Here is a 20,944-nt window from a genome sequence, read left to right as displayed (position 1 = left end):
TGGTAAAATGGAAGAATGGAAAATACGCAAAAAATAGCTGAATTACTAAATATTAAAAGTTCACAAGTTCAAAAAGTACTTGAACTAACAGCAGAAGGTAACACAGTACCTTTTATTGCCCGTTATCGAAAAGAAGTTACGGGCAGCTTAGATGAAGTTGAAATCAAAAAAATTATTGACGAAAATGATAGCCTAACAAAACTTAAGGATCGAAAAACAGCAGTGCTGTCCAAGATTGAGGAGCAAGGCAAATTAACGGATGCGCTTAAGGCTCAAATAGAAGCAGCTGAGAAGCTGTCTGAAGTTGAAGACCTTTATCTTCCTTATAAAGAAAAACGTCGCACAAAAGCCACAGTGGCGAAAGAAAATGGTCTTTTCCCGCTTGCACAACTCATTGTTAAAAATACACCAAGTCTTGAAGCAGAAGCAGAGAAATATACGAATGAAACTTTCGCCACAGTAGCAAAAGCGCTTCAAGGGGCCATGGATATCCTGGCAGAGGCGATCTCTGAGGATGCTAAATTGCGGAGCTGGCTATTGAGCGAAGTGAAACAAAATAGCCTCTTAGAAAGTCGTCTGAAAGAGCAAAGCCTTGATGAGAAAAAAGTCTTCCAAATTTATTATGAATTTGCGGAGAAAGTATCTGAGCTTCCTAATCATCGTGTACTCGCTTTGAATCGTGGCGAAAAGATGGGCGTTCTTTCTGTAAAATTTGAACATAACGAAGATAAGATTTTACGCTTTTTTGAAAATCGTTTTGCTGCGCGAAACAACAAATATATGAGTTTAGCCATAAAAGAAGCAGTGAAGAAAAAGCTGCTTCCAGCGATGGAACGCGCAGTACGGGGGGAATTAACAGAAAAAGCTGAAGATGCAGCCATCGAAGTATTTGGTGAAAACTTGAAAAACCTGCTCTTGGTGGCACCGCTTAAAGGGCGTACAGTGATGGGATTTGACCCCGCGTATCGTACAGGAGCAAAGCTCGCCATTGTTGATGCAACAGGTAAACTTTTGACGACGACAGTTATCTATCCCGTAAAACCTGCTAATGCGAGTCAAATTGCCCAAGCGAAAAAGGAGTTAGCAGCACTAATCTCTAAATATAAGGTCGATATGATAGCTATTGGTAATGGAACAGCCAGTCGTGAATCCGAAGCCTTTGTGGCCGAAGTCTTAAAAGAAAACAGTCTTTCTGATGTCTTTTATGTTATCGTGAGTGAATCTGGGGCTTCTGTTTACTCGGCTTCAGAGTTGGCGCGTGAAGAGTTTCCGGACCTGACGGTAGAAAAGCGTTCGGCTATTTCCATTGCAAGAAGGTTGCAAGATCCTTTGGCTGAGTTGGTGAAAATAGAACCGAAAGCTATTGGTGTAGGACAATATCAACATGATGTTGCAGAGAAGAAACTTACCGAAAACTTGGACTTTGTTGTTGAAACGGTCGTCAACCAAGTTGGTGTCAATGTAAATACAGCAAGTCCAGCGCTACTTTCACATGTTGCTGGTTTTAACAAAACCTTAGCCAACAATGTCGTGAAGTTTCGTGAGGAAAATGGAGCTCTCAAAAGCCGCGCGCAGTTGAAAAAAGTTCCGCGTTTAGGGGCGAAAGCTTTTGAGCAGGCAGCAGGCTTCCTTCGTATTCCTGAAGCAAAGAATTTCCTTGATAACACTGGAGTCCATCCAGAGTCGTATCAAGTGGTCGAAAAATTACTTGAAACACTTGATATAGCTGACCTCGATGCGAATTCCGCAGCAATTTTGAAAAAAGTAAATATTTCCGAAATGTCAGAAAAACTTGGGGTTGGTCGCGAAACATTGACAGATATTATTGCTGATTTGACAAAGCCAGGACGTGATTTACGTGATAATTTTGATGCACCAATCTTACGCCAAGATGTTCTTTCCGCGAGCGATTTACGTGTGGGCCAAAAACTTGAAGGAGCAGTGCGTAACGTTGTCGATTTTGGTGCCTTTGTGGATATTGGTATTAAAAATGACGGATTGATTCATGTTTCTGACCTGAGCAAAAACTTTGTGAAAAATCCTCATGAAGTTGTTGCTGTCGGACAAATCGTAACCGTTTGGGTAAAATCAATTGACCAAGAGCGTGGTAAGATTAATTTAACTTTGGTTGAACCACGTGAACAATGAGGAATTAACAGACCATGTGCGCCATCTCTCTATAGAGAAATTTGCGCGCCCATTTCTGCATACTGCTCAGTGGAATAATAGGTTACGCAGTACGGGCGGTCGTTTTTTTCCTAAGGATATGCATTTGGATTTTAACCCTAAAATGGCAAATCGAGCAGAGTTTGATGGTATTATTCTCCATGAGCTGGTTCATTATCATCTCTATGACCAGCAACGAGGTTATAAGCATAAAGACAGGGAGTTCAAGGATTTACTTGCTCAAGTAGGAGGTTTACGTTATGCTCCATCAATAAGAGAGGCTAAACATACTTATGTGTGTCAAAGCTGTCAGCAGATTTATCAACGTCAACGTAAAATTGATATAAAAAAATATGCCTGTGGCAAATGCCGCGGCAAACTAAAAGAACAAGGATAACTTCTTGTTCTTTTTTCTTTGCTTTTTTTAGTGTTAATTTCGTTTTTTTCTCGTATTAGTTAGTGAAGGATTTATCACGATTTTTAAGGAGAAAGACGATTGAAAAGTAAAAAAAAGATGATGATGTTTTTAGTCTTAAGTTTGCTACAAATACTTATTGCTGTGTTTATAGTTGTGAAAAGAGAGGATTTTATTTATCTATTACCCGCAAAAGAGCCACAAGTATTAAGAGATTTAGCCTATGACAAGGACAAACGCTTGGGCTACACCATTCACATCAAAGAAGAAGGAAAGTTGGTGCCCTATCTGGTGCTCACGAAAAATTACATTAATCAAGGCAATGTCTTGTTGCTTCGCAAATACCTGCTAGATCCGTCCATGTCTTTTCGAGATGGCTGGGAGGAAGCTTATTATGGCCACAGCATACCGGATGCCTTTATGCACAAGGACTTTATCAAGCGTTTGTCTAAAGATGTGCAGAAAAATATCCCCCTTACAGAGCTGGGGATAAAACCCTCGGCAAAAAATGCAGGAATGGGGCATATAGAAAAAATAAAGCGGAAACTTTTCTTGCTTTCGGACGTTGATGCTGGAGATGATAGAGGCAAGCATCGTATGGGGGATGACCGTAATTTACTTTATTTTAAGCGAAAAGGTAGAGTAAAAGAGGACAGGTTAGCTTATTCAGATGGGAATTCAACTCCTTACAGTTGGTGGCTCCGTACTGCTTTTGCGACGGATTCTGTAGTAGCTAGTGTAGTTAATTATAAAGGGAGGCTTGGAGGAAATGGTGTTGCTTACATCTCTTATGTCCGTCCAGCCTTCACACTGCCACCAGAAACAGAGGTGGAGGAAAAAGGGAACGACGAGCAGACAATATATGTGCTTAAGGCGGATAAATAAAGGAGTGAACCCAAATGACCAATAAAAAAATATTTCTGATTGTATTTTCTCTGTTCTTTAGTATCGCAGTAACAGCTCTTTTAGTAAATAGAGAAAAACTTGTGTATTTACTTCCTGCAAAAGAGCCACAAGTATTAAGAGATTTAGCCTATGACAAGGACAAGCGTTTAGGCTACACCGTTCACATCAAAGAAGATGGAAAGCTAGTACCTTATCTGGTTCTTGCGAAAAATTACATCGGACAAGGTAATGTTTTATTGCTTCGAAAGCATCTTGTAGATCCGCCCATGTCTTTTCGAGAGGGCTGGGAGGAAGCTTATTACGGGCATAGCATACCAGATGCCTTTATGCACAAAGACTTTATCAAGCGTTTGTCTAAAGATGTCCAAGAAAATATTCCTTCTACAGAGCTGGGGATAAAACCCTCAGAAGAAAATGCAGGAAGGGGGCATATAGAAAAAATAAAGCGGCAACTTTTCTTACTTTCGGATATTGATGTAGGAAATTACAAGGGTAGAGTTCGTTTTGAAGATGACTGTAACTTACTGTATTTTAAGCGAAAAGGGGGTGTGAAAGAGGACAGATTAGCTTATTTAGCTGGGGCTTCTACTCCTAACAGCTGGTGGCTCCGTACGGCTTTTGCGACGGCCTCCACAGTAGTTAAAGGAGTTGATGACGAGGGAATGTTATCAGGCGGGGGTGTTGTCTACCCTGCCCATGTCCGCCCAGCCTTTACGCTTCCACCTGAAACAGAGGTAGAGGAAAAAGAGAATAACGGGCAGATGGTGTATGTGCTTAAGACGGATAAATAAAGGAGTGAATGATGTTAAAAAAATTATGTTTGTTGCTGTTTGTGCTGTGTCACCCCATATTTTTTGATACACGCATATCTGCTACAGAAGTGAAAGATTTGGATTTAAGTATCAGTTTGTCAGAAGCTCAAAGACAAAAGATAAGCTTTGAAGCTCCCGATGACAGTAAAAAAAAGCAGTACAGCATTTTTCTGATGGACAGCTCTAGAAGTATGGGGGGAAGAAGCGTTAAGCAGACTAAAGATATAGTTGGCAAGTTTGTAAAAGAGTCGGGTGCGTCCAAGCAGGCGCACCAGGTTGCGTTGGTGAGTTTTGGAGATGAGGCAACCGTGCTACAAGCTTTTACTCCCGATGAGAAACAGCTGCTGTCCGCTTTGGAAAAGATAGAAACACGAGGGAAGACCAACTTACACAGTGGTTTGAAGCAGGCAGAGCAGCTCTTGCAAGCAGTCAAGGATGAGGGGCAAAAAAATATCTTCATCATCAGTGACCGGACACCAACCACAGGTGAAAAATTAAATACAGGAAAGTATGGAAATAAAGATATATACAGTTATCAGTTTGCCAATGCGGCGGATAATCTGGCGCAAAAGATGAAAACGGAACAACAGGTAAGTTTTCGGACTTTCGTATTTATCGATAAGATTGCGGACTCGACCAAAGCATTTGCCCGGACCTTTTTCCAAAATATCCAAACAGATGGGGCCTTTGATTTTAGAGATGTACAAGATATGGATTTTGTTTTTAAAAGTAAGGAGGCAGGCAAGGAGTTTCAGTCAGGGACTTTTAATTATGGTTCCGCACCTGCAGGAAAAGAAGGTAGGGATTCTCAAGCAGTTTACCACTACAGTGACTCTTATTTTGAGCAGAGTGCTTATGCTTATCGCCAGGAGAAAAATCGCCCTTATGACCCACGGCTAGCGACCATGTCGCTCAACCTAGAATTGGCTGCTTGGTCCAGTATCCAAGAAAAAAACTATCTTTTAAAAATTAGAAACGCGAAGAACCTGCTGGAAGAAATCGGTTTTGAAAAATTCAAGGCCAACCAACATTTTCAAGAAAGACCCTCGACAGACTCGATCGGGGCGGTTATTGCCCAGAAAAAACTGACGGTCAAAGAAGAAGACTATACCTTGATAGCTCTAGCTATTCGTGGTGGCGGTTACGAAGCAGAGTGGGCCAGTAACTTGACTCTGGGACGGTCAGGCGAACATCAGGGTTTTAGAGAAGCCAGTGAAAAAGCGCTGACCTTCTTAGACCAATACCTGAAAGAACACAAGGTGACAGGCAAGGTAAAACTTTGGATTAACGGCTATAGCCGAGCTGCAGCAGTGACCAATCTGACCGCTGGTGCTTTAAATAAGGGACGTAAGCTAGCCAGTGGCGAACTCAAAGCAGAAGATATGTATGCTTTCTGCTTTGAAGCACCTGCGGGGACTTTGAAGGGAACAGGGAATAGAGAGGGACGGCATGACAATATTGTTAATGTTATTAATGTCAATGATGTGGTAACCAAAGTGGGACCGGAGGTCTATCCGTTTGAGTTTACGCGTTATGGGCAGGATTCGTCTTTGCCTGATAAAACTTTACTTCCCCAAGAGGTTTATGAAACTGCTAAAAGTCGAATGGAAGCGGAATTAAAAAAGCTAGACTCTAACTTAATCTATAAACTAGAAGAATTTCAAGCTAAAAAAATAAGTATACTGGATATTTTTAATGGGTTAATTGTGGATGACCCAAAGGGTAAGAGAATGAATGAATCTCTGGATGATATCATTAGATTTTTTGCAGTAGAAAGGATAAAGAACAGAAACAAATATGTAAATGCACATCAAGAAGACATACGAATACTAGCTGAACTCTATTTCACAACACGGGTTGAAGACAGGGAAAAACTTACAAAAAGTTTATTTAAAAATCTTGTCACCTCTATGATGTTAGGAAGTGATGCAACGAAGGTGAAAAAAATTGTTGTTGACTGGTTGAGAACCATGGGGTTGGTCAATCATTCAGAGGTACGAATTGAGTCTTTAGCAGAGACTTTTCGAGAGCTTGTGTTCAAATTTATGATTAAACACCCCAATCTCTCAGTGACCCTTGTATCAAACTTAGACCCAGTCGCCCAAGCGCATCATCCTGACCTTTGTCTCGCATGGTTGAGGGCGCAGGATGAAAATTATCAGAAGGAAAAGATTGAGACTCCTGAGCCAAGTAAAACCTCAAAACGCATCCTAATAGCAGGAGATGTAGACATCAAGGTAAAACGTGAAACAGGGGAGATGGAGGAGTATTCGACGGATGAAGTCATGGAGCTTTCCACTTCAGCAGCAGAAGACACGACAGTACTTGTCCAAGCCAGCGAGGCGACCAAGGTGGATTATACGGTACAGACCATTGATAATATGGACGGAAGCGTATTTCTGACCGAAGAGTTTGAAGATGTTGAACTAAATGCGGGAGAAAAAGTTGAGATAAACCTCTATAAAGAATCAGAAAATAAAGCTACTGAACTCATCAAGGAGGGAGAGCAGCTAAGCTCAGAAACGAGAGGTAAAGAAGAGTCATCAAAATATTATGCGACAAATGTTAGAGTGGAAAACGAAAACCTAGGCTTTGTTTTAGGAGGTGGAATGACTCGCTTTGCAAACTATTCGCCCTTATATTCTATTCCACGAGAAAATGCGGAGTTTGTAGGTTGGTACAAAGGAGATGAACTTCTATCTTCGGAAAATACTTATCAGCATCAAGTAAAAGCTGAGGAAGAACTTGTTGCGAAGTTCAGAGAGGTAAAGTCAGATGACCAGTAAAAAAAATTTTTTTCTTATTACTTCACTGTTCTTAAGTCTTGTCCTTTCAATTGCCCTTATAAAGAGAGAGGAACTCGTGTATTTACTTCCCGTAAAAGATCCACAAACTCTAAGAGATTTAGCTTATGACAAGGATAAACGCTTAGGATATACTGTTCACATCAAAGAAGATGGTAAGCTAGTGCCTTATCTGGTGCTCACGAAAAATTATATCGGTCAAGGTAATGTTTTGCTTTTAAGAAAACACCTCGTAGATCCACCCATGTCTTTTCGGGATGGTTGGGAGGAAGCCTATTATGGACATAGCATACCGGATGCCTTTATGCACAAGGACTTTATCAAGCGTTTTTCCAAAGGAGTGAAGGATCGGATCCCTCTCACAGAAATTGCGATTGAACCCTTAGAACCGACATCATCAAAAAGATATTTGGAAAAAATAGAGCGGAAGCTTTTCTTGCTTTCGGATATTGATGTAGGAAATTTTAAGGACGGACTCCGTTTGGAAGGTGACTGTAACTTACTATATTTCAGACGAAAAGGAGGGATTAGAGAGGATAGACTTGCCTATTTAGAAGGAGACCATGTTAGCTATCCTTGGTGGTTGCGTACAGTTTTTGAAACTGCCTCTGCAGTGGTTAAAGTGATTGGTTATGAGGGGAGGTTTGGAGGAAATGGCGTAGTTTACCCTGCCTATGTCCGCCCAGCCTTTACACTTCCACCTGAAACAGAGGTGGAAGAGAAAGAAATCAATGGGCATAAGGAATATGTGCTTAAAATAGATAAGTAAAGAGGTTGGGGCAAAAATTAACATTGGACGCCTTTAGTTTAAAGTTTTAAAAATAAAATCGCTCACCAATGCATGTAAGAATATCGTGTTCCAATATCTTTTTTCTTGGCAAAAAAATTTGCATGTCGTAAGAAAAAAGCGTAAAATAGAAAAAATATATTTTTATGGGGGCTCTAATCTAATGCTTAATTCAGAAACCATTGCTTTAATGCCGAAAGTTGAACTTCATTGTCATCTTGATGGTTCACTCAGTTTGTCTTGTATTAAGCAGCTGGCTAATAACATAGGGTACGATTTAAATATGAGTGATGATGAAATACTGAATTGTGCACAAGCGCCAGAAACGACTCAAAGTCTTTTGGAATATCTGGAGCGTTTTGACTTCGTTCTTCCGTTACTACAAAGCTATACTAATCTTGAGCTGGCAGCTTATGATGTGGTTCGTCAAGCTGCTGAGGATAATGTCAAATATATTGAAATTCGCTTTGCACCTGGTCAGCATCTGGAAAAAAATCTAGAACTTGAAGAAGCTGTAGAAGCTGTTATTGCTGGTGTTTCTCGTGCTGAAGAAGACTTTGATATTGTCGCAAATGTTCTCCTCTGTGGTCTTCGTCAGGTGCCAATCGAGCGTTTGGAAAAGTTGGTTCCGCTTTTTGATGAAATTGATGATGAGCATTTGGTTGGCTTTGATATGGCAGGCGATGAAGTAAACTACCCTCAAGTAAAATTTAAAACCTTGCTGGATAAGGTGACGTGTCGTGGGGTACAAGTCACACTGCATGCAGGTGAGTGTCCAGGGTGCGAACAAAACATTATTGATTCTGTCGAGATGGGAGCAACACGTTTGGGACATGGCATCATGACGAAAGAGCTTCCAGACTATCAACATGTTTTGATAGAGTTGGGTATTGTTTTGGAAATGGCACCAACCAGTAATTTTCAAACAAAAGCTATCCGCCATCTTGAAGAATATCCTTTTTTAGAATTGTATAAGAAAGGTCTTCATGTAACCATAAATACTGACAATCGCACAGTAAGTAATACCAATTTGCAAAAGGAATATGAGAAAATTGCAGAATGGTATGATTTTCAGGTGAATGATTTTGAAAAAATCAATCATTATGCTATTGATGGCGCCTTTATTAGTGAGGAAGAAAAAGAAGCTCTCCATCAGCGGTTTTCCATTGAGTATGCCCAAATAAAAAAACTGATTAACATCAGCTCTTTTTAATGAAGTAAAAGAATGAAAGTAAAGAAGAGAAGAAAGCCACCAAAAAACAAGCTTACTACATCTTGTCTTCTTTCGTTTTTCTGAAAGGCATGATAAAGCAAGAGTCCCATCAAACCACCGGAAGTATTTGTGATGATGTCGGTTATATCGGTGGCTCCGATGCCGAAAATATATTGAAGGATTTCGACAAAGAGACTGACAAGGAAAATTGTTCCCCATTTTCCAAGAAAGCTCCGTTCTGAAAAGCGACCCATAAAAAAACCAAAAGGAATAAAAATAAGGATATTAAAAAGGATTTCTAAACGTCCACCAGAAGCATCAAAAGGTGAAACATTTAAGCTACGTGAAGGGAACAAATGTGCTGTATTTATCGTATGTGTGATATCAAATTTAAAAAGAATCCCCCAAAATAGAAATAGAAGATAATAAGCAAAGATAATTTTGGAGAATTTATACATGAAAGTCCTCAGATATTCAAACGTTTTTTATCCTTAATTATAGTAAAATAACTGAAAATAAGCTTAATGCGCCTAGAACAGGAAATAAAAAACCACATCGAAAGATGTGGTTTTTGTATTATTTTTCGTCAGGTGTCATAATCATCGGAACGATAAGTGGACGACGTTCAGTTTGTTTATAGAGGAATGGAGCCAACGCTTCACGCATTGCCCGTGCCACAACAGCTTCATTAGCATTTTCGGTATTGAGCATGGCTTCACGGATAGCATTGAAAAGTACACGTTGACCATTACGGATCAAATCCCCAGACTCACGCATGTAAATAAAGCCGCGACTTAACATATCAGGACCTGCAAGCACTGTTTTATTTTTGAAATCCACAGTAGCAACAGCAAGAACAATACCATCTTCAGCAAGCTCATGACGGTCATGAAGCACTGCATTACCGACATCACCAATACCTGAGCCATCAACATAAGTATCAGCAGCAGGGAAATGATCAGCATAACGTGCTGAATCAGCAGTTAAAGCCAGAACATCTCCATTTTCGAAAATGAAACAATTTTCTTTAGGAACACCAGTATCTTGAGCGAGCCCAGCATGAATTTTTAACATACGGTACTCACCATGGACAGGCATGAAGTATTTTGGTTTAATCAAACGGAGCATCAATTTTTGCTCCTGTTGTCCACCGTGACCAGAAGTGTGAATATTATTCATCTTACCATAAACCACGGTTGCACCAGCTTCAGTGATTGTGTTAGCCAACTGGTTTACACCATGTGTGTTACCTGGTATCGCGTTAGATGAGAACACAACGGTGTCTCCCATTTGTAGTGTGATATGACGGTGCATACCATTAGCGATACGGCTTAGAGCAGCCATTGGTTCACCTTGAGAACCCGTACACATAATGAGCAGTTCGCTTGAATTGTATTGGTTCACCTCATTTGGTTCAATAAAAGTTCCTTTAGGGGCTTTAATATATCCAAGTTCAAGTCCGTTAACTATGGCTTTCTCCATAGAACGGCCAAAGACAACAATCTTGCGTCCGGTTTTCACAGCACCATCAACGGCTTGCTGTAAACGGAAGATGTTTGAAGCGAAAGAAGCGAAAATAATGCGTCCTTCAATGCGTTCGAAAATCTTCATGATATTTTGGCCAACAACTTTTTCAGAGTGAGAGAAGATTGGAATTTCGGCATTGGTTGAGTCAGAGAGAAGAAGCAAAACACCTTCTTCACCAAGAGCCGCCATACGATGTAAATCAGCGGGCTCACCAACAGGCGTAAAGTCAAACTTGAAGTCACCTGTGGCTACAACTTTACCTTGAGGTGTTTCCACAACAATACCCAAAGGTTCTGGAATGGAGTGAGTTGTACGGAAAAAGTTAACACTTAAGTTGTTAAATTTAATTTCGCTGTCCGCATGAATTTCAAAGAGTTTTGCATCACGCAAAAGCCCGTGTTCTTCCAATTTTCCACGAATTAAAGCAAGTGATAACGGACCTGCATAAATAGGGATATTCGCTTGCTTAAGCAAGAAGGGAATACCACCGATGTGATCCTCGTGTCCATGTGTAATGAAGAGCCCTTTGATACGGTCGATATTTTCGACAATATAACTATAATCTGGGATAACATAATCGACACCTAATAGGTCATCTTCTGGAAATTTTATACCGGCATCGATGATGATAATTTCATCTTGATATTCGACACCATATGTGTTTTTTCCGATTTCGCCCAGTCCGCCAATCGCGTAAACTGCGACTTCGTCGGAGTTAATTTTTAATGGTTTAATCATTGTTTTCTTTCTATACATATTTGTATGACAAAATCACTTTAGAGTGGTGACTTTTGTCCCTTTCTAAAGTGTTTTGCAGTAAATCTTTTGATGATGCAAGTTGCAAGCATCTTTTTTTAATTAAAAGCTTGTAATTTCAAGGCCACCGTTTTCTTTTTCATATTCAACGGCTTCGTCTGAAAGTGAATCGATGAATTCAACGTGATAGTCTGTGTTTGCAGCTAAAAGTTCGCGCGCTAAGATGACACCTTCACGTGTATCTGTAACATCAAGGTCAAGGTAGAGAACCTTAGTTGTTTCACGACGTGGTGAACGTGTTTTGTCTTCTTGGTAAAATGCTTTGAAAATCATATTATATTTGAGCGAATAAAAATTCGCTTTCCTTTCTTTTGTTTCCGAGTGTTTCAGTTTTACAGTTACTTTCATTTTAGCATAAAATGGAGATAATGAAAAGTAAAGGTTTATAGAGCCAAAGCATTTGGAACAAGAAGAGCTTTTTCAAAGAAGTAAAAGACAGACAAAAAGTTGAGTGAAAATAACAGTAATACTTTTGTCAGTGATAAAGAAAAATACAAAATAGGAAAGCGAAAAATTTCAAGAAATATAAAAAATGTTATAATAGATGCTATCGTATACTTCTAGATGTTTAAAAGAGCTACACACTTTGTTCTGACTTGCATATTCGATAGTGTGAAAAGTAATTACTGAGATGCAGATATTAGGGTATAATAAAATAAGAAGAATGGAGAATAGAATCTCGTGAAAATTTTAGCTTTTGACAGTTCAAGTAAGGCCTTGTCTGTGGCACTTGTCGATAATGATGTTTTGTTGGGAGAGATTACTCTAAATTTAAAGAAAAATCATAGCACTACTCTGATGACATCTGTTGACTTTTTGATGCACCAATCAGCAGTAGAAGCGAGTGAACTTGACCGCATTGTTGTAGCCCAAGGTCCAGGATCTTATACAGGATTGCGTTTAGCAGCGACTGTCGGGAAGACGCTTGCCTACAGTTTAAATAAGGACATCGTTGGTGTCTCAAGTCTTTTCGCTATTGCAAGAAGATTGAAAACGGACAGAGCCGTTGTTCCTGTGATGGATGCACGTCGTGGTAACGCTTATGCTGCGCTTTACCAAGAAGATAAAGAAGTTGTCATAGGACAGCATTGTGTCTTTCGTGACTTCTTAGCAAACTTAGATAAGAATCTTCCGCTTGTATTTACAGGTGAAACAGAAAACTTTGTGGCTGACATTGAAGCTGCAGGGTTTACAAACTTTGAAATTATTGAAGACAGCTTAGACAAACTACCTTCAGCTTATCAAATCGCCCTATTTGGCAAAAACCTAAAACCTGTAGCGGTTCACGGCTTTGCTCCAAATTATTTGAAAAAAGTTGAAGCAGAAGAGAAATGGTTGGAGACACATGAAGAATCTGAAAACGCTACTGGCGAATATGTTCAAAGGATTTGAACCACGTCGTTATCTTAATATGGATGAGGTGGACTTAAAGTCAAATATTGACGGTGTAGATTATCGCTTGGCAGAGCGTAAAGATATTGTAGACATGCTTGCGATTGAGCGTGATGTTTATGATGGAGAAGTTCCGTGGACTTTTTCGCACTTTGAACACGAGATAGTTCAGGATGAGAATGCCTTCTTTGTTTCAGCAGTCGTTGACGATAGTCTTATTGGCTTCATTGGGGTTCGCCTTACGGAACGGGGTAAAGTCGTGCATATCACAAATCTTGCAGTTGCTGTAGCCTATCAAGGTAAGGGTGTTGGGAGTAATCTCGTCAACCAAATGATTCGTCTAATGACACTTCTTGGTAAGCAGCAGATGACGCTTGAAGTGCGGCGTGACAATACAAAAGCTCAAGGTCTTTACCGTCGCTTAGGTTTTTCAACAGGGAAGCTGATTTCTCACTATTATGAGGACGGCGGTGATGCTGTGTGGATGTCAAGACAGTTGAGAGCTGAACATGAAAATTGAACGTTTTGATTCTGCAAAGTTTGATACGCAGGACATAGCCTGTAAGCTAAAAGAAATTTTAGAACTTTGCTATGGAGAATCACCTTGGTCTGAATCCTATCTCCTTAGCAACCTGAAAAGGGATATCTATTTTCTAGCTGAAGTAGACGATGAGCTTGTTGGTTTTTTAGCAATTCAAGTGATCATGGAAGAGATGGAAATTACCAACCTTGCAGTGAAGCCAGAATTTCAAAGTAACAAAATAGCCAGCACGTTGATGGATCAAGTTGCTGATTTTGCTGGTACCCTGTTTTTAGAAGTACGGGAATCTAATAAACCAGCGCAAAATCTCTATAAAAAATATAATTTCGAGGCCTTCTATACTCGGAAAAACTACTATTCGCACCCGACAGAAGATGCGATTCTAATGAGGAAGATACAATAAAATGAATGACAAATATATATTAGCTTTCGAAACCTCTTGTGATGAGACATCTGTCGCTGTTTTGAAAAATGGCACAGAACTTCTCTCTAATGTTATTGCAAGTCAGGTGAATAGCCATAAACGTTTTGGTGGAGTAGTCCCTGAGGTGGCTAGCCGGCATCACGTGGAACAAATTACCGCCTGTATTGATGAGGCCTTAGAGCAAGCTGGTATTACTGCAAAAGAACTCTCAGCTGTAGCTGTGACAGAAGGTCCAGGGCTTGTTGGGGCTTTACTTGTGGGTATTATGGCAGCGAAAACCTTTGCCTGGGCCAACAAGCTTCCATTAATTCCTGTCAATCACATGGCTGGTCATCTTATGGCTGCAGCTTTAGTAGATACTATTGAATACCCAGCCATGGCTCTTTTAGTTAGTGGTGGGCATACGGAGTTGGTTTATGTGGAATCTGAGGGAAACTATAAAAAAATTGGTGAAACACGGGATGATGCAGCAGGGGAAGCCTATGATAAAGTCGGCCGTGTCATGGGGCTAACTTATCCTTCAGGGAAGGAGATTGATGAGTTGGCACATAAAGGAGAAGATACTTATGCTTTTCCACGTGCAATGATGACTGCAGCAGATGGTTTGGAAATGTCTTTTAGTGGTCTGAAATCGGCATTTATCAATCTTGTTCATAATGCAAAACAGCAAGGACAAGATTTAGTGGCTACAGACTTAGAAAATTTAGCTGCCAGTTTTCAAGCAGCGGTGGTTGATGTCTTAATTGCTAAAACCAAACGTGCCCTTGAACAATACCCAGCTAAAACCTTAATCGTTGGTGGAGGAGTATCCGCTAATCAAGGTTTACGTGAGCGGCTTGCCACCGATATGAAGGATATTAAAGTCATATTGCCTCCCCTTCGCCTCTGTGGTGATAATGCTGGAATGATAGCAGCAGCAGCAACTATAGAGATGGAAAGGGAAAACTTTACTGATTTATCACTTAATGCGCGCCCGAGCCTTGTTTTTGGTGATATTTGAAGCAAAAAAACTCAGAGTATTTCTGAGCTTTTTTTATTTTTTAATGACCGGTAACCAAATCTCACCGTAATAACTGCCATCAAGTCGCTCTTGACGATAAGCAAGATGTGGACCACCAAGATAGGTATAGTCCATAACTTTGGGGAGAATTTTTCGAAAAGCTTGATGTGACAAATGTTCAAAAATTTTTCCCTTAGCTGCTGTATCAGAAATTACAATATAGTTACTTTCAGGAAATTTGAGTAAACGACAGTCATCCTTCAGCTCTTTGCGACTCTCCACTGCAAAATAATTCCAAGGTTTTCCGAGGTAATCCGTATGGACAGACCACTCCCGCTCATTTTTAGCTCTTTTCTTGAGCTTTGCTAAGCGGCCATCATTTTGCAAACTCAACTCAAATATTTCTCTTTCGAGGGCCAAAGAGCGGTAGTCTTGCAGCGCGGCTTGAATGGGAAAACCATAAGCCGCTAAGATGAACGGGTTTTTATGCTCTAGAGTATAATCAATCATAGTCGCTCCTTAGTTAACAACGGTTAGTTCATGGATTGAACGTCCTTGGTCATCAAACATTTCCAACCAGCTGTTTGTTCCTGCAAAGTAGAGAAAATGGCCGATTTCATTGACGGAACGCAGAATGATGTCTTCAGTAGTGGTCCAAGTTTCAGGATCGAATTTTTCTTGATTTTCTTCCCTAAGGTTTAACGTAAATTTTGCAGTGAAGCCAAGGGTACCATCGGCCCTTTTAGGAGCTGCCTCATTAGGTAGCATTTTTGCACCTGCAAGCAGCCGCATTTCGGTAGATTTTTGCCAGATAACTGTGCCGGATGTTCCTTCATGTTTAATATGAAATGGAATATCTGAGATAGCCTTTTTCCAGCGGTGTTGCGCTTTAGCTGAAAAAGCTTTCTTCTTTGCGAGTTTAAAACCGAACGCTTCAAGGCTAGGCAAAAATTCATCAGCAGCTTTACTACAGATGGTGTAGACATTTGAGGGGAGTTTAATCCTTTCAGGAAAGACGGCTAACTTCATAGAAGCTTCTTGAGCTTTGTCGAGGAGAAAAGCTTCAAGATAGGCAGTGTCTATTTCATATGCCTTAGGATCAAGGACAATAACTTTATCAAATTCCAACTTAGGGATTATTTTTTTATCGGCAGCAATCATAATAATCTGGCTTTTTTTCGTTAGGAAAAATATTTCACCTTTTTTGAGGGCAAAACGACTATTATTACTATCAAAGATACGGATCGTGGCACCAGAGGAAAGTTCAAGAAGGAGTTTTCCCTTCTCATCAATCGTTACTGAAAACTTTGTTTTTTTCATAACTTTATTTTAACAGAAAAGTCTATTTTTTCATCTTTTTTTGAATACCCTTTATCTAATTAAAGAGTTTCTACTTATTTAATAAACTTTTTCCTATGAATGAAAAATAGACCATTTAATAATTTATGTAAGCACCTTTAAAAATTAAATGTGGGAAAGCAAAGCTTTTCTCGAAATTTTCTAAACAATTTGCTATAATTAAGTAAACTAACGAAAAAGGAAGCGAACAACATTATGGCAGTAAAACGTTTAATTGAAACATTTGTACCAGAAAATTATAAAATTTTCCTTGATATTGACCGCAAATCAAAGACTTTTAAAGGTCAGGTAGCGATCAAAGGTGAAGCTAAAGCTGAGACCATTTATTTCCACCAAAAAGATTTGAACATTACTAAAGTTTCTGCTTTTAGTGTTGAAGCAGATTTTACTGTGGATAATGCCAACGAAGAACTTACAGTTAAAGTGGGCCAAAAAGGTCAAGTGACTGTTTCCTTTGAATATGAAGGTAAAATCACAGATAATATGATGGGAATTTATCCTTCATATTACGAAGTAAACGGTGAGAAGAAAATGCTTATCGGTACGCAATTTGAATCGCATTTTGCCCGTCAAGCTTTCCCATCAATTGATGAACCAGAAGCTAAGGCTACTTTTGACCTGTCAGTTAAATTTGATGAAGAACCAGGTGATATTATCATTTCCAATATGCCAGAACTTCTCAATATTGAAGGAATTCACGTATTTGAACGTACAGTTCGTATGAGTTCTTATCTTCTTGCTTTTGTCTTTGGGGATATGCAGTATAAAAAAGGACGTACAAAATCTGGTGTTGAAGTAGGAACTTTCTCAACGAAAGCACATTCTGAAGATGTTTTAGATTTTCCTTTGGATATCGCGATTCGTTCGATTGAATTTTACGAGGATTACTATAAAACCCCTTACCCATTGCCACACAGCTGGCATGTTGCACTGCCTGACTTCTCAGCAGGTGCTATGGAAAACTGGGGTTGTATCACTTACCGTGAAGTCTGCATGCTGGTTGACCCAGAAAATGCAACAGTTGCCAGCAAACAATATGTAGCAACAGTCATTGCGCATGAGTTAGCCCACCAATGGTTTGGTGATTTGGTAACAATGCGTTGGTGGGATGATTTGTGGCTCAATGAATCATTTGCCAACAACATGGAATACGTGGCAATTGATGCTATTGAACCTGATTGGAAAGTTTGGGAAAGCTTCTCTGTTAAGGAAGCCAGCCTTGCTTTAGATCGTGATGCTACAGATGGTGTTCAATCTGTTCATGTGGATGTGAATCATCCTGACGAAATTGGTACACTCTTTGATGCTGCTATTGTCTATGCTAAAGGTTCACGCTTGATGGTCATGCTCCGTAAATGGTTGGGGGATGAGGACTTTTCTGCAGGACTTCGCAAATACTTTGAAACGCACCAATATGGCAATACCGTAGGTGATGATCTTTGGGATGCACTCTCAAGTACATCAGGTAAAAATGTGGGCGAATTTATGCATTCATGGGTAAACCAACCTGGTTATCCTGTCTTGACTGCGGAAGTTGTTGATGACACACTTGTTTTAAGCCAACAACAATTCTTCATTGGTAAAGGGGAAGACAAAGGACGCTTGTGGCAAATTCCATTGAACACAAACTGGAAAGGTTTGCCAGATACGTTGACTACGGAAAAAGTTGAAATTCCGGGCTATGCAGCACTTAAGGCTGAAAATGAAGGCCAACCGCTCTTCTTCAACGAAGCACACGCAGCACATTATATTATTGATTATAAAGGTCAGCTTTTAGATAACCTTTTGGCCGATCTTGAGAAACTGGAAGATATTACGAAATTCCAAATTCTTCAAGACCGTAAGTATCTTGCTAAAGGTGAGGTTATCAGCTACGCTGATGTTGTGAATATCTTACCAGCCTTTGCCAATGAAGAAAGTTATATCGTCAACCAAGCACTTAACCAAATCTTTAGTGAGCTAGATATCTTTATTGATGATGAGTCAGCTACAGAAAAATCTTACAAATCACTTGTGGGTAAAGTTTTTGCTAAAAACTATGCACGTTTGGGATGGGAGAAAAAAGCTGGTGAATCAGCTGGAGACGAAACTTTACGTGGGACAGTACTCTCACGGACTCTCTACTCTGAAAACCCTGAAGCAGTAGAAAAAGCGAGTGAGATTTACGCAGCGCATAAAGACAATGTAGCAACTATTCCTGCGGATATTCGACCAATTGTCTTGAATAACGAAATTAAAACAAGTAATTCTGCGGAACTTGTAGCTTCTTATATGGATACTTATGTGAAAACAAGTCTCCAAGAACTAAAACGTGAATTAGCTGCAGCTGTAGCCAATGTCCGTGATGAAGCAGCAATTAAAGGACTCTTGGAAGATTTCAAAAATGCGGATATCGTTAAACCTCAAGATATTGCATTCTCTTGGTTCTACCTCTTAGCGAAAGACTTCGCTCAAGATGCTGCATGGACTTGGGAGCAAGAAAACTGGGATTGGATTGCCGAAAAACTTGGCGGTGATATGAGCTATGATAAGTTTGTCATCTATCCAGGTAATGTCTTTAAGACAGCCGAAAAGTTTGAAGAATATAAAGCTTTCTTTGAACCAAAATTGAGTAACCCAGGACTTAAACGTTCAATCGAGATGGCGATTAAACAAATTGATGCACGTGTATCATTGATTAATAATCAAAAGAGTGCAGTCGAAGCTGCCATCGTAGATGTAGAAAAAGAATTGTAAAAAAGACTTCTTAGAAATCAGAAAGAGCTGAATTCTAAGAGGTTTTTTCTGTGTAGCAAACTTCTGTAAACATCTAAAACCCAATGTAAAAGAAAAGCCTTGAAATTGAGAATTATCTGAACAAGGTATGTGGTAAACTATAAAAGTAAAAAAATTAACAGAGTAGGGCCGATGCGTTAAGTGCTGTGAAATGGGATGTCGTTCACAGACGAAACTTGAATTTTTCAAGTGCGGTAGAGGCTTGCATCCGCTGATTCTCATATAATCAGTTACTCACCAGATCCTTGGGAGGTACTATATGAAAAGATTTACTGTGAAGCTGTCACTCATACAGCTTGTTTTTTTGGCGATTTTGCTGGCATTGTCCATCATTTTACGTTCTTTCACTTTTGGGAGCAGTTTTTGGAAGTTATCGCCAGGATTTATTGCTGATGGTTTGATTGGCTTCTTTGTTGGCCCTTTATGGGCAGGTTTAGCTTTAGGGCTGGGTGATATATTTGGCGTTTTGTTCCGAGGAAGTATTTCCTCGCCAGGTATGACTATAACAGCAGCTCTAGTCGGATTTATCTATGGTTGGGCTTTTTATAACAAGAAGTTCAGTCTAACACGAGGTAAAGATTGGCTCTACATTTTAGCTGTTGTAAGTGTAACAATGGTTCTCCAAACCGTGTTACTTAATACTTTTTGGCTTTCGCTCATGTATCAGACACCTTTTAAGGTTCTATTAGCTACGCGACTTCCTTTGCTTGTACAGATTCCTATAAGAACGGTTATTTTCATGTTGGTATTTGATAATATTCAACGTTTACCGCAGATTATGAGACGTCTAAAAACATAAAAGAAAACCGTCATTTTTGACGGTTTTTTGTTTTGAAAATTGTCAGAGCAACGATTAACAGGATAACTCCCATGCAGGCAGGAGCCGAAGAGCCGAAGAGAACATAAAGTTGTCCCCCAATAATAGGACCTAAAATACGCGTTAGTGCTAGTAAAGCTTGGCTACTCCCTTGAATCTGTCCTTGTTGGTGTTCAGTGACTGATTTAGAGAGAGTTCCATTGAATGGTGGGGCAAAAATCGAATCACCAAAACCGTAGATAAAAATACCAATTACAAAATAGAAAGGGTGCAGGGTAAAGGCAGAAATAGCCATAAAAATATAGCCAAAGAGTTCCGCAACTATCGCACATTTAATGATGGATTGGTCCGTCAATTTTTTTAATAGAAAAGGCATAATGAGCGCCTGGCTAAAAATATCTTGAAGTCCCATAATAGAAAATAGAAGACCGATTTGTACGGGTTGCCAAGAGAAGTTATCTAAAGAAAACTGAGCAACAATAGCTTGTAATGCACCATTTGGAAGCCACAACAACAGTGCAGCTAGAAATAAACGGTTCAGTTGTTTTATCTCAAATAAGTTTTTGAGAGGTGCAAAGGGATAAAGCTGATGTGGATCTAGCTTAACAAGTCTTTCTTTTGGTGAAAGACTTTCAGGCATAAAGAAAAGGCCGTAGAGGAGATTGAATAAGCTGAGAACAGCAGCAAAATAAAAGGGAACGCGGTTACCATAATGAGCTAACAGTCCTCCAAAAGTTGGACCTAACAATGTTCCGACTCCAACAAGGGCAGAAATCCATCCGAAGATTTTAGTGCGGGAAGCAGCTGGCGTAATATCGGAAAAGTAGGCAAATAAAGTGGCAATATTTCCTCCGGAAATACCATCGATGATACGGCCAAGGAAAAAGAGCCATAGTGCTCCAGCCATGCCAAAGATGAGATAACCCAAGGCAGAGCCAAGTAAGCAGAAAAGTAAAATCGGTTTACGGCCATAGCGATCACTCAATGTTCCTAGAGCTGGCGCTGCAAGAAAAGTGCATAAGGCATAGATAGAGGTCAAGAAGCTGATGACTAAGGGTTGATTTTGTGATGAGGTATAGGGCTCCAGTAAAAAAGGAACCACAGGATTGATAATGGTAAAGCCAAGGCCTGTAAGAAAAACGGAAAATAAGCCAAAACTCAATGCGTGTTTATTTAGTGTATGCATATAA

General features: G+C 39.8%; 19 protein-coding genes and 1 riboswitch. Of the genes, 13 read left to right on the top strand and 6 right to left on the bottom strand.

What is annotated here, in order from left to right; genetic code table 11:
* Positions 1 to 15 precede the first annotated feature (15 nt).
* The 7 genes from lgb_RS09265 (at position 16) to add (ending at position 9,103) form a co-directional block, all read left to right on the top strand.
* On the top strand, positions 16 to 2,148 hold the full coding sequence (locus tag lgb_RS09265) for a Tex family protein (RefSeq protein ID WP_019293657.1): 2,133 nt from the start codon (positions 16 to 18) through the stop codon (positions 2,146 to 2,148).
* Positions 2,129 to 2,563: a SprT family protein gene (locus tag lgb_RS09260; protein WP_019293656.1), complete on the top strand. Its 435-nt coding sequence runs from the start codon at positions 2,129 to 2,131 to the stop codon at positions 2,561 to 2,563. Before lgb_RS09265 ends, lgb_RS09260 begins: the two co-directional genes overlap by 20 nt.
* Positions 2,564 to 2,662: 99 nt before the next feature.
* A complete protein-coding gene (locus lgb_RS09255) occupies positions 2,663 to 3,466 on the top strand; it encodes a DUF6273 domain-containing protein (RefSeq protein ID WP_019293655.1) in 804 nt (267 codons plus the stop codon).
* A 14-nt stretch (positions 3,467 to 3,480) separates the two neighbouring features.
* Positions 3,481 to 4,278, top strand: a complete 798-nt coding sequence (locus lgb_RS09250) for a DUF6273 domain-containing protein (protein ID WP_019293654.1) — start codon at positions 3,481 to 3,483, stop codon at positions 4,276 to 4,278.
* Positions 4,279 to 4,289: 11 nt separating this feature from the next.
* Complete coding sequence (locus tag lgb_RS09245; RefSeq protein WP_242810703.1) at positions 4,290 to 7,085, top strand: vWA domain-containing protein; 2,796 nt, start codon at positions 4,290 to 4,292, stop codon at positions 7,083 to 7,085.
* Positions 7,075 to 7,872: a DUF6273 domain-containing protein gene (locus tag lgb_RS09240; RefSeq protein ID WP_064305354.1), complete on the top strand. Its 798-nt coding sequence runs from the start codon at positions 7,075 to 7,077 to the stop codon at positions 7,870 to 7,872. The genes lgb_RS09245 and lgb_RS09240 overlap by 11 nt, the downstream gene beginning before the upstream one ends.
* Positions 7,873 to 8,053: 181 nt before the next feature.
* Positions 8,054 to 9,103, top strand: coding sequence for an adenosine deaminase (gene add / locus lgb_RS09235; RefSeq protein WP_019293651.1), 1,050 nt, complete (start codon positions 8,054 to 8,056; stop codon positions 9,101 to 9,103).
* Here the strand turns inward: add and lgb_RS09230 are convergent.
* From lgb_RS09230 to lgb_RS09220, 3 genes are all read right to left on the bottom strand, one after another.
* On the bottom strand, positions 9,100 to 9,561 hold the full coding sequence (locus lgb_RS09230) for a VanZ family protein (RefSeq protein ID WP_019293650.1): 462 nt from the start codon (positions 9,559 to 9,561) through the stop codon (positions 9,100 to 9,102). The genes add and lgb_RS09230 overlap by 4 nt on opposite strands.
* A 118-nt stretch (positions 9,562 to 9,679) precedes the next feature.
* On the bottom strand, positions 9,680 to 11,368 hold the full coding sequence (rnjA, locus tag lgb_RS09225) for a ribonuclease J1 (RefSeq protein ID WP_019291807.1): 1,689 nt from the start codon (positions 11,366 to 11,368) through the stop codon (positions 9,680 to 9,682).
* 120 nt (positions 11,369 to 11,488) lie between these two features.
* The gene (locus lgb_RS09220) at positions 11,489 to 11,719 is read right to left on the bottom strand and encodes a DNA-directed RNA polymerase subunit epsilon (RefSeq protein ID WP_017369648.1); all 231 of its coding nucleotides are present in this window, start codon (positions 11,717 to 11,719) and stop codon (positions 11,489 to 11,491) included.
* Between the two features lie 408 nt (positions 11,720 to 12,127).
* On the opposite strand from lgb_RS09220, the gene tsaB reads away from it, so the two are divergent.
* The 4 genes from tsaB to tsaD are packed head-to-tail and all read left to right on the top strand — an operon-like array spanning position 12,128 to position 14,803.
* Positions 12,128 to 12,838, top strand: coding sequence for a tRNA (adenosine(37)-N6)-threonylcarbamoyltransferase complex dimerization subunit type 1 TsaB (gene tsaB, locus lgb_RS09215; protein ID WP_019293649.1), 711 nt, complete (start codon positions 12,128 to 12,130; stop codon positions 12,836 to 12,838).
* Positions 12,822 to 13,358 carry a ribosomal protein S18-alanine N-acetyltransferase gene (gene rimI, locus lgb_RS09210; protein WP_019293648.1) on the top strand — a complete coding sequence of 179 codons (537 nt, stop codon included), beginning with the start codon at positions 12,822 to 12,824 and terminating at the stop codon, positions 13,356 to 13,358. The genes tsaB and rimI (lgb_RS09210) overlap by 17 nt, the downstream gene beginning before the upstream one ends.
* A complete protein-coding gene (gene rimI / locus lgb_RS09205) occupies positions 13,348 to 13,782 on the top strand; it encodes a ribosomal protein S18-alanine N-acetyltransferase (RefSeq protein WP_019291804.1) in 435 nt (144 codons plus the stop codon). The genes rimI (lgb_RS09210) and rimI (lgb_RS09205) overlap by 11 nt, the downstream gene beginning before the upstream one ends.
* Before the next feature lies 1 nt (position 13,783).
* Entirely contained in the window at positions 13,784 to 14,803 is a 1,020-nt protein-coding gene (tsaD, locus tag lgb_RS09200; RefSeq protein WP_019291803.1) for a tRNA (adenosine(37)-N6)-threonylcarbamoyltransferase complex transferase subunit TsaD, read from the top strand.
* Positions 14,804 to 14,836: 33 nt separating this feature from the next.
* Here the strand turns inward: tsaD and lgb_RS09195 are convergent, their stop codons facing one another.
* The gene (locus lgb_RS09195) at positions 14,837 to 15,313 is read right to left on the bottom strand and encodes an effector binding domain-containing protein (RefSeq protein ID WP_019293646.1); all 477 of its coding nucleotides are present in this window, start codon (positions 15,311 to 15,313) and stop codon (positions 14,837 to 14,839) included.
* A gap of 9 nt (positions 15,314 to 15,322) precedes the next feature.
* Complete coding sequence (locus tag lgb_RS09190) at positions 15,323 to 16,123, bottom strand: hypothetical protein (RefSeq protein WP_061414290.1); 801 nt, start codon at positions 16,121 to 16,123, stop codon at positions 15,323 to 15,325.
* Between the two features lie 234 nt (positions 16,124 to 16,357).
* On the opposite strand from lgb_RS09190, the gene lgb_RS09185 reads away from it, so the two are divergent.
* Both lgb_RS09185 and lgb_RS09180 read left to right on the top strand, forming a co-directional pair.
* On the top strand, positions 16,358 to 18,898 hold the full coding sequence (locus lgb_RS09185) for a M1 family metallopeptidase (RefSeq protein ID WP_019293644.1): 2,541 nt from the start codon (positions 16,358 to 16,360) through the stop codon (positions 18,896 to 18,898).
* A 156-nt stretch (positions 18,899 to 19,054) separates the two neighbouring features.
* A riboswitch (THF riboswitch) is annotated at positions 19,055 to 19,153 on the top strand.
* Positions 19,154 to 19,196: 43 nt separating this feature from the next.
* The gene (locus lgb_RS09180) at positions 19,197 to 19,736 is read left to right on the top strand and encodes a folate family ECF transporter S component (RefSeq protein ID WP_019293643.1); all 540 of its coding nucleotides are present in this window, start codon (positions 19,197 to 19,199) and stop codon (positions 19,734 to 19,736) included.
* Positions 19,737 to 19,746: 10 nt separating this feature from the next.
* Here the strand turns inward: lgb_RS09180 and lgb_RS09175 are convergent, their stop codons facing one another.
* Positions 19,747 to 20,940, bottom strand: coding sequence for an MFS transporter (locus lgb_RS09175; protein WP_019293642.1), 1,194 nt, complete (start codon positions 20,938 to 20,940; stop codon positions 19,747 to 19,749).
* Between the last annotated feature and the right edge of the window lie 4 nt (positions 20,941 to 20,944).

This window comes from Lactococcus petauri (genome assembly GCF_023499275.1).
In the GTDB taxonomy this organism is placed as follows: Bacteria; Bacillota; Bacilli; order Lactobacillales; family Streptococcaceae; genus Lactococcus; species Lactococcus petauri.
The sequence above is the reverse complement of the archived record's forward strand: the minus strand, read 5'-3'. Positions and strand labels throughout refer to the sequence as shown.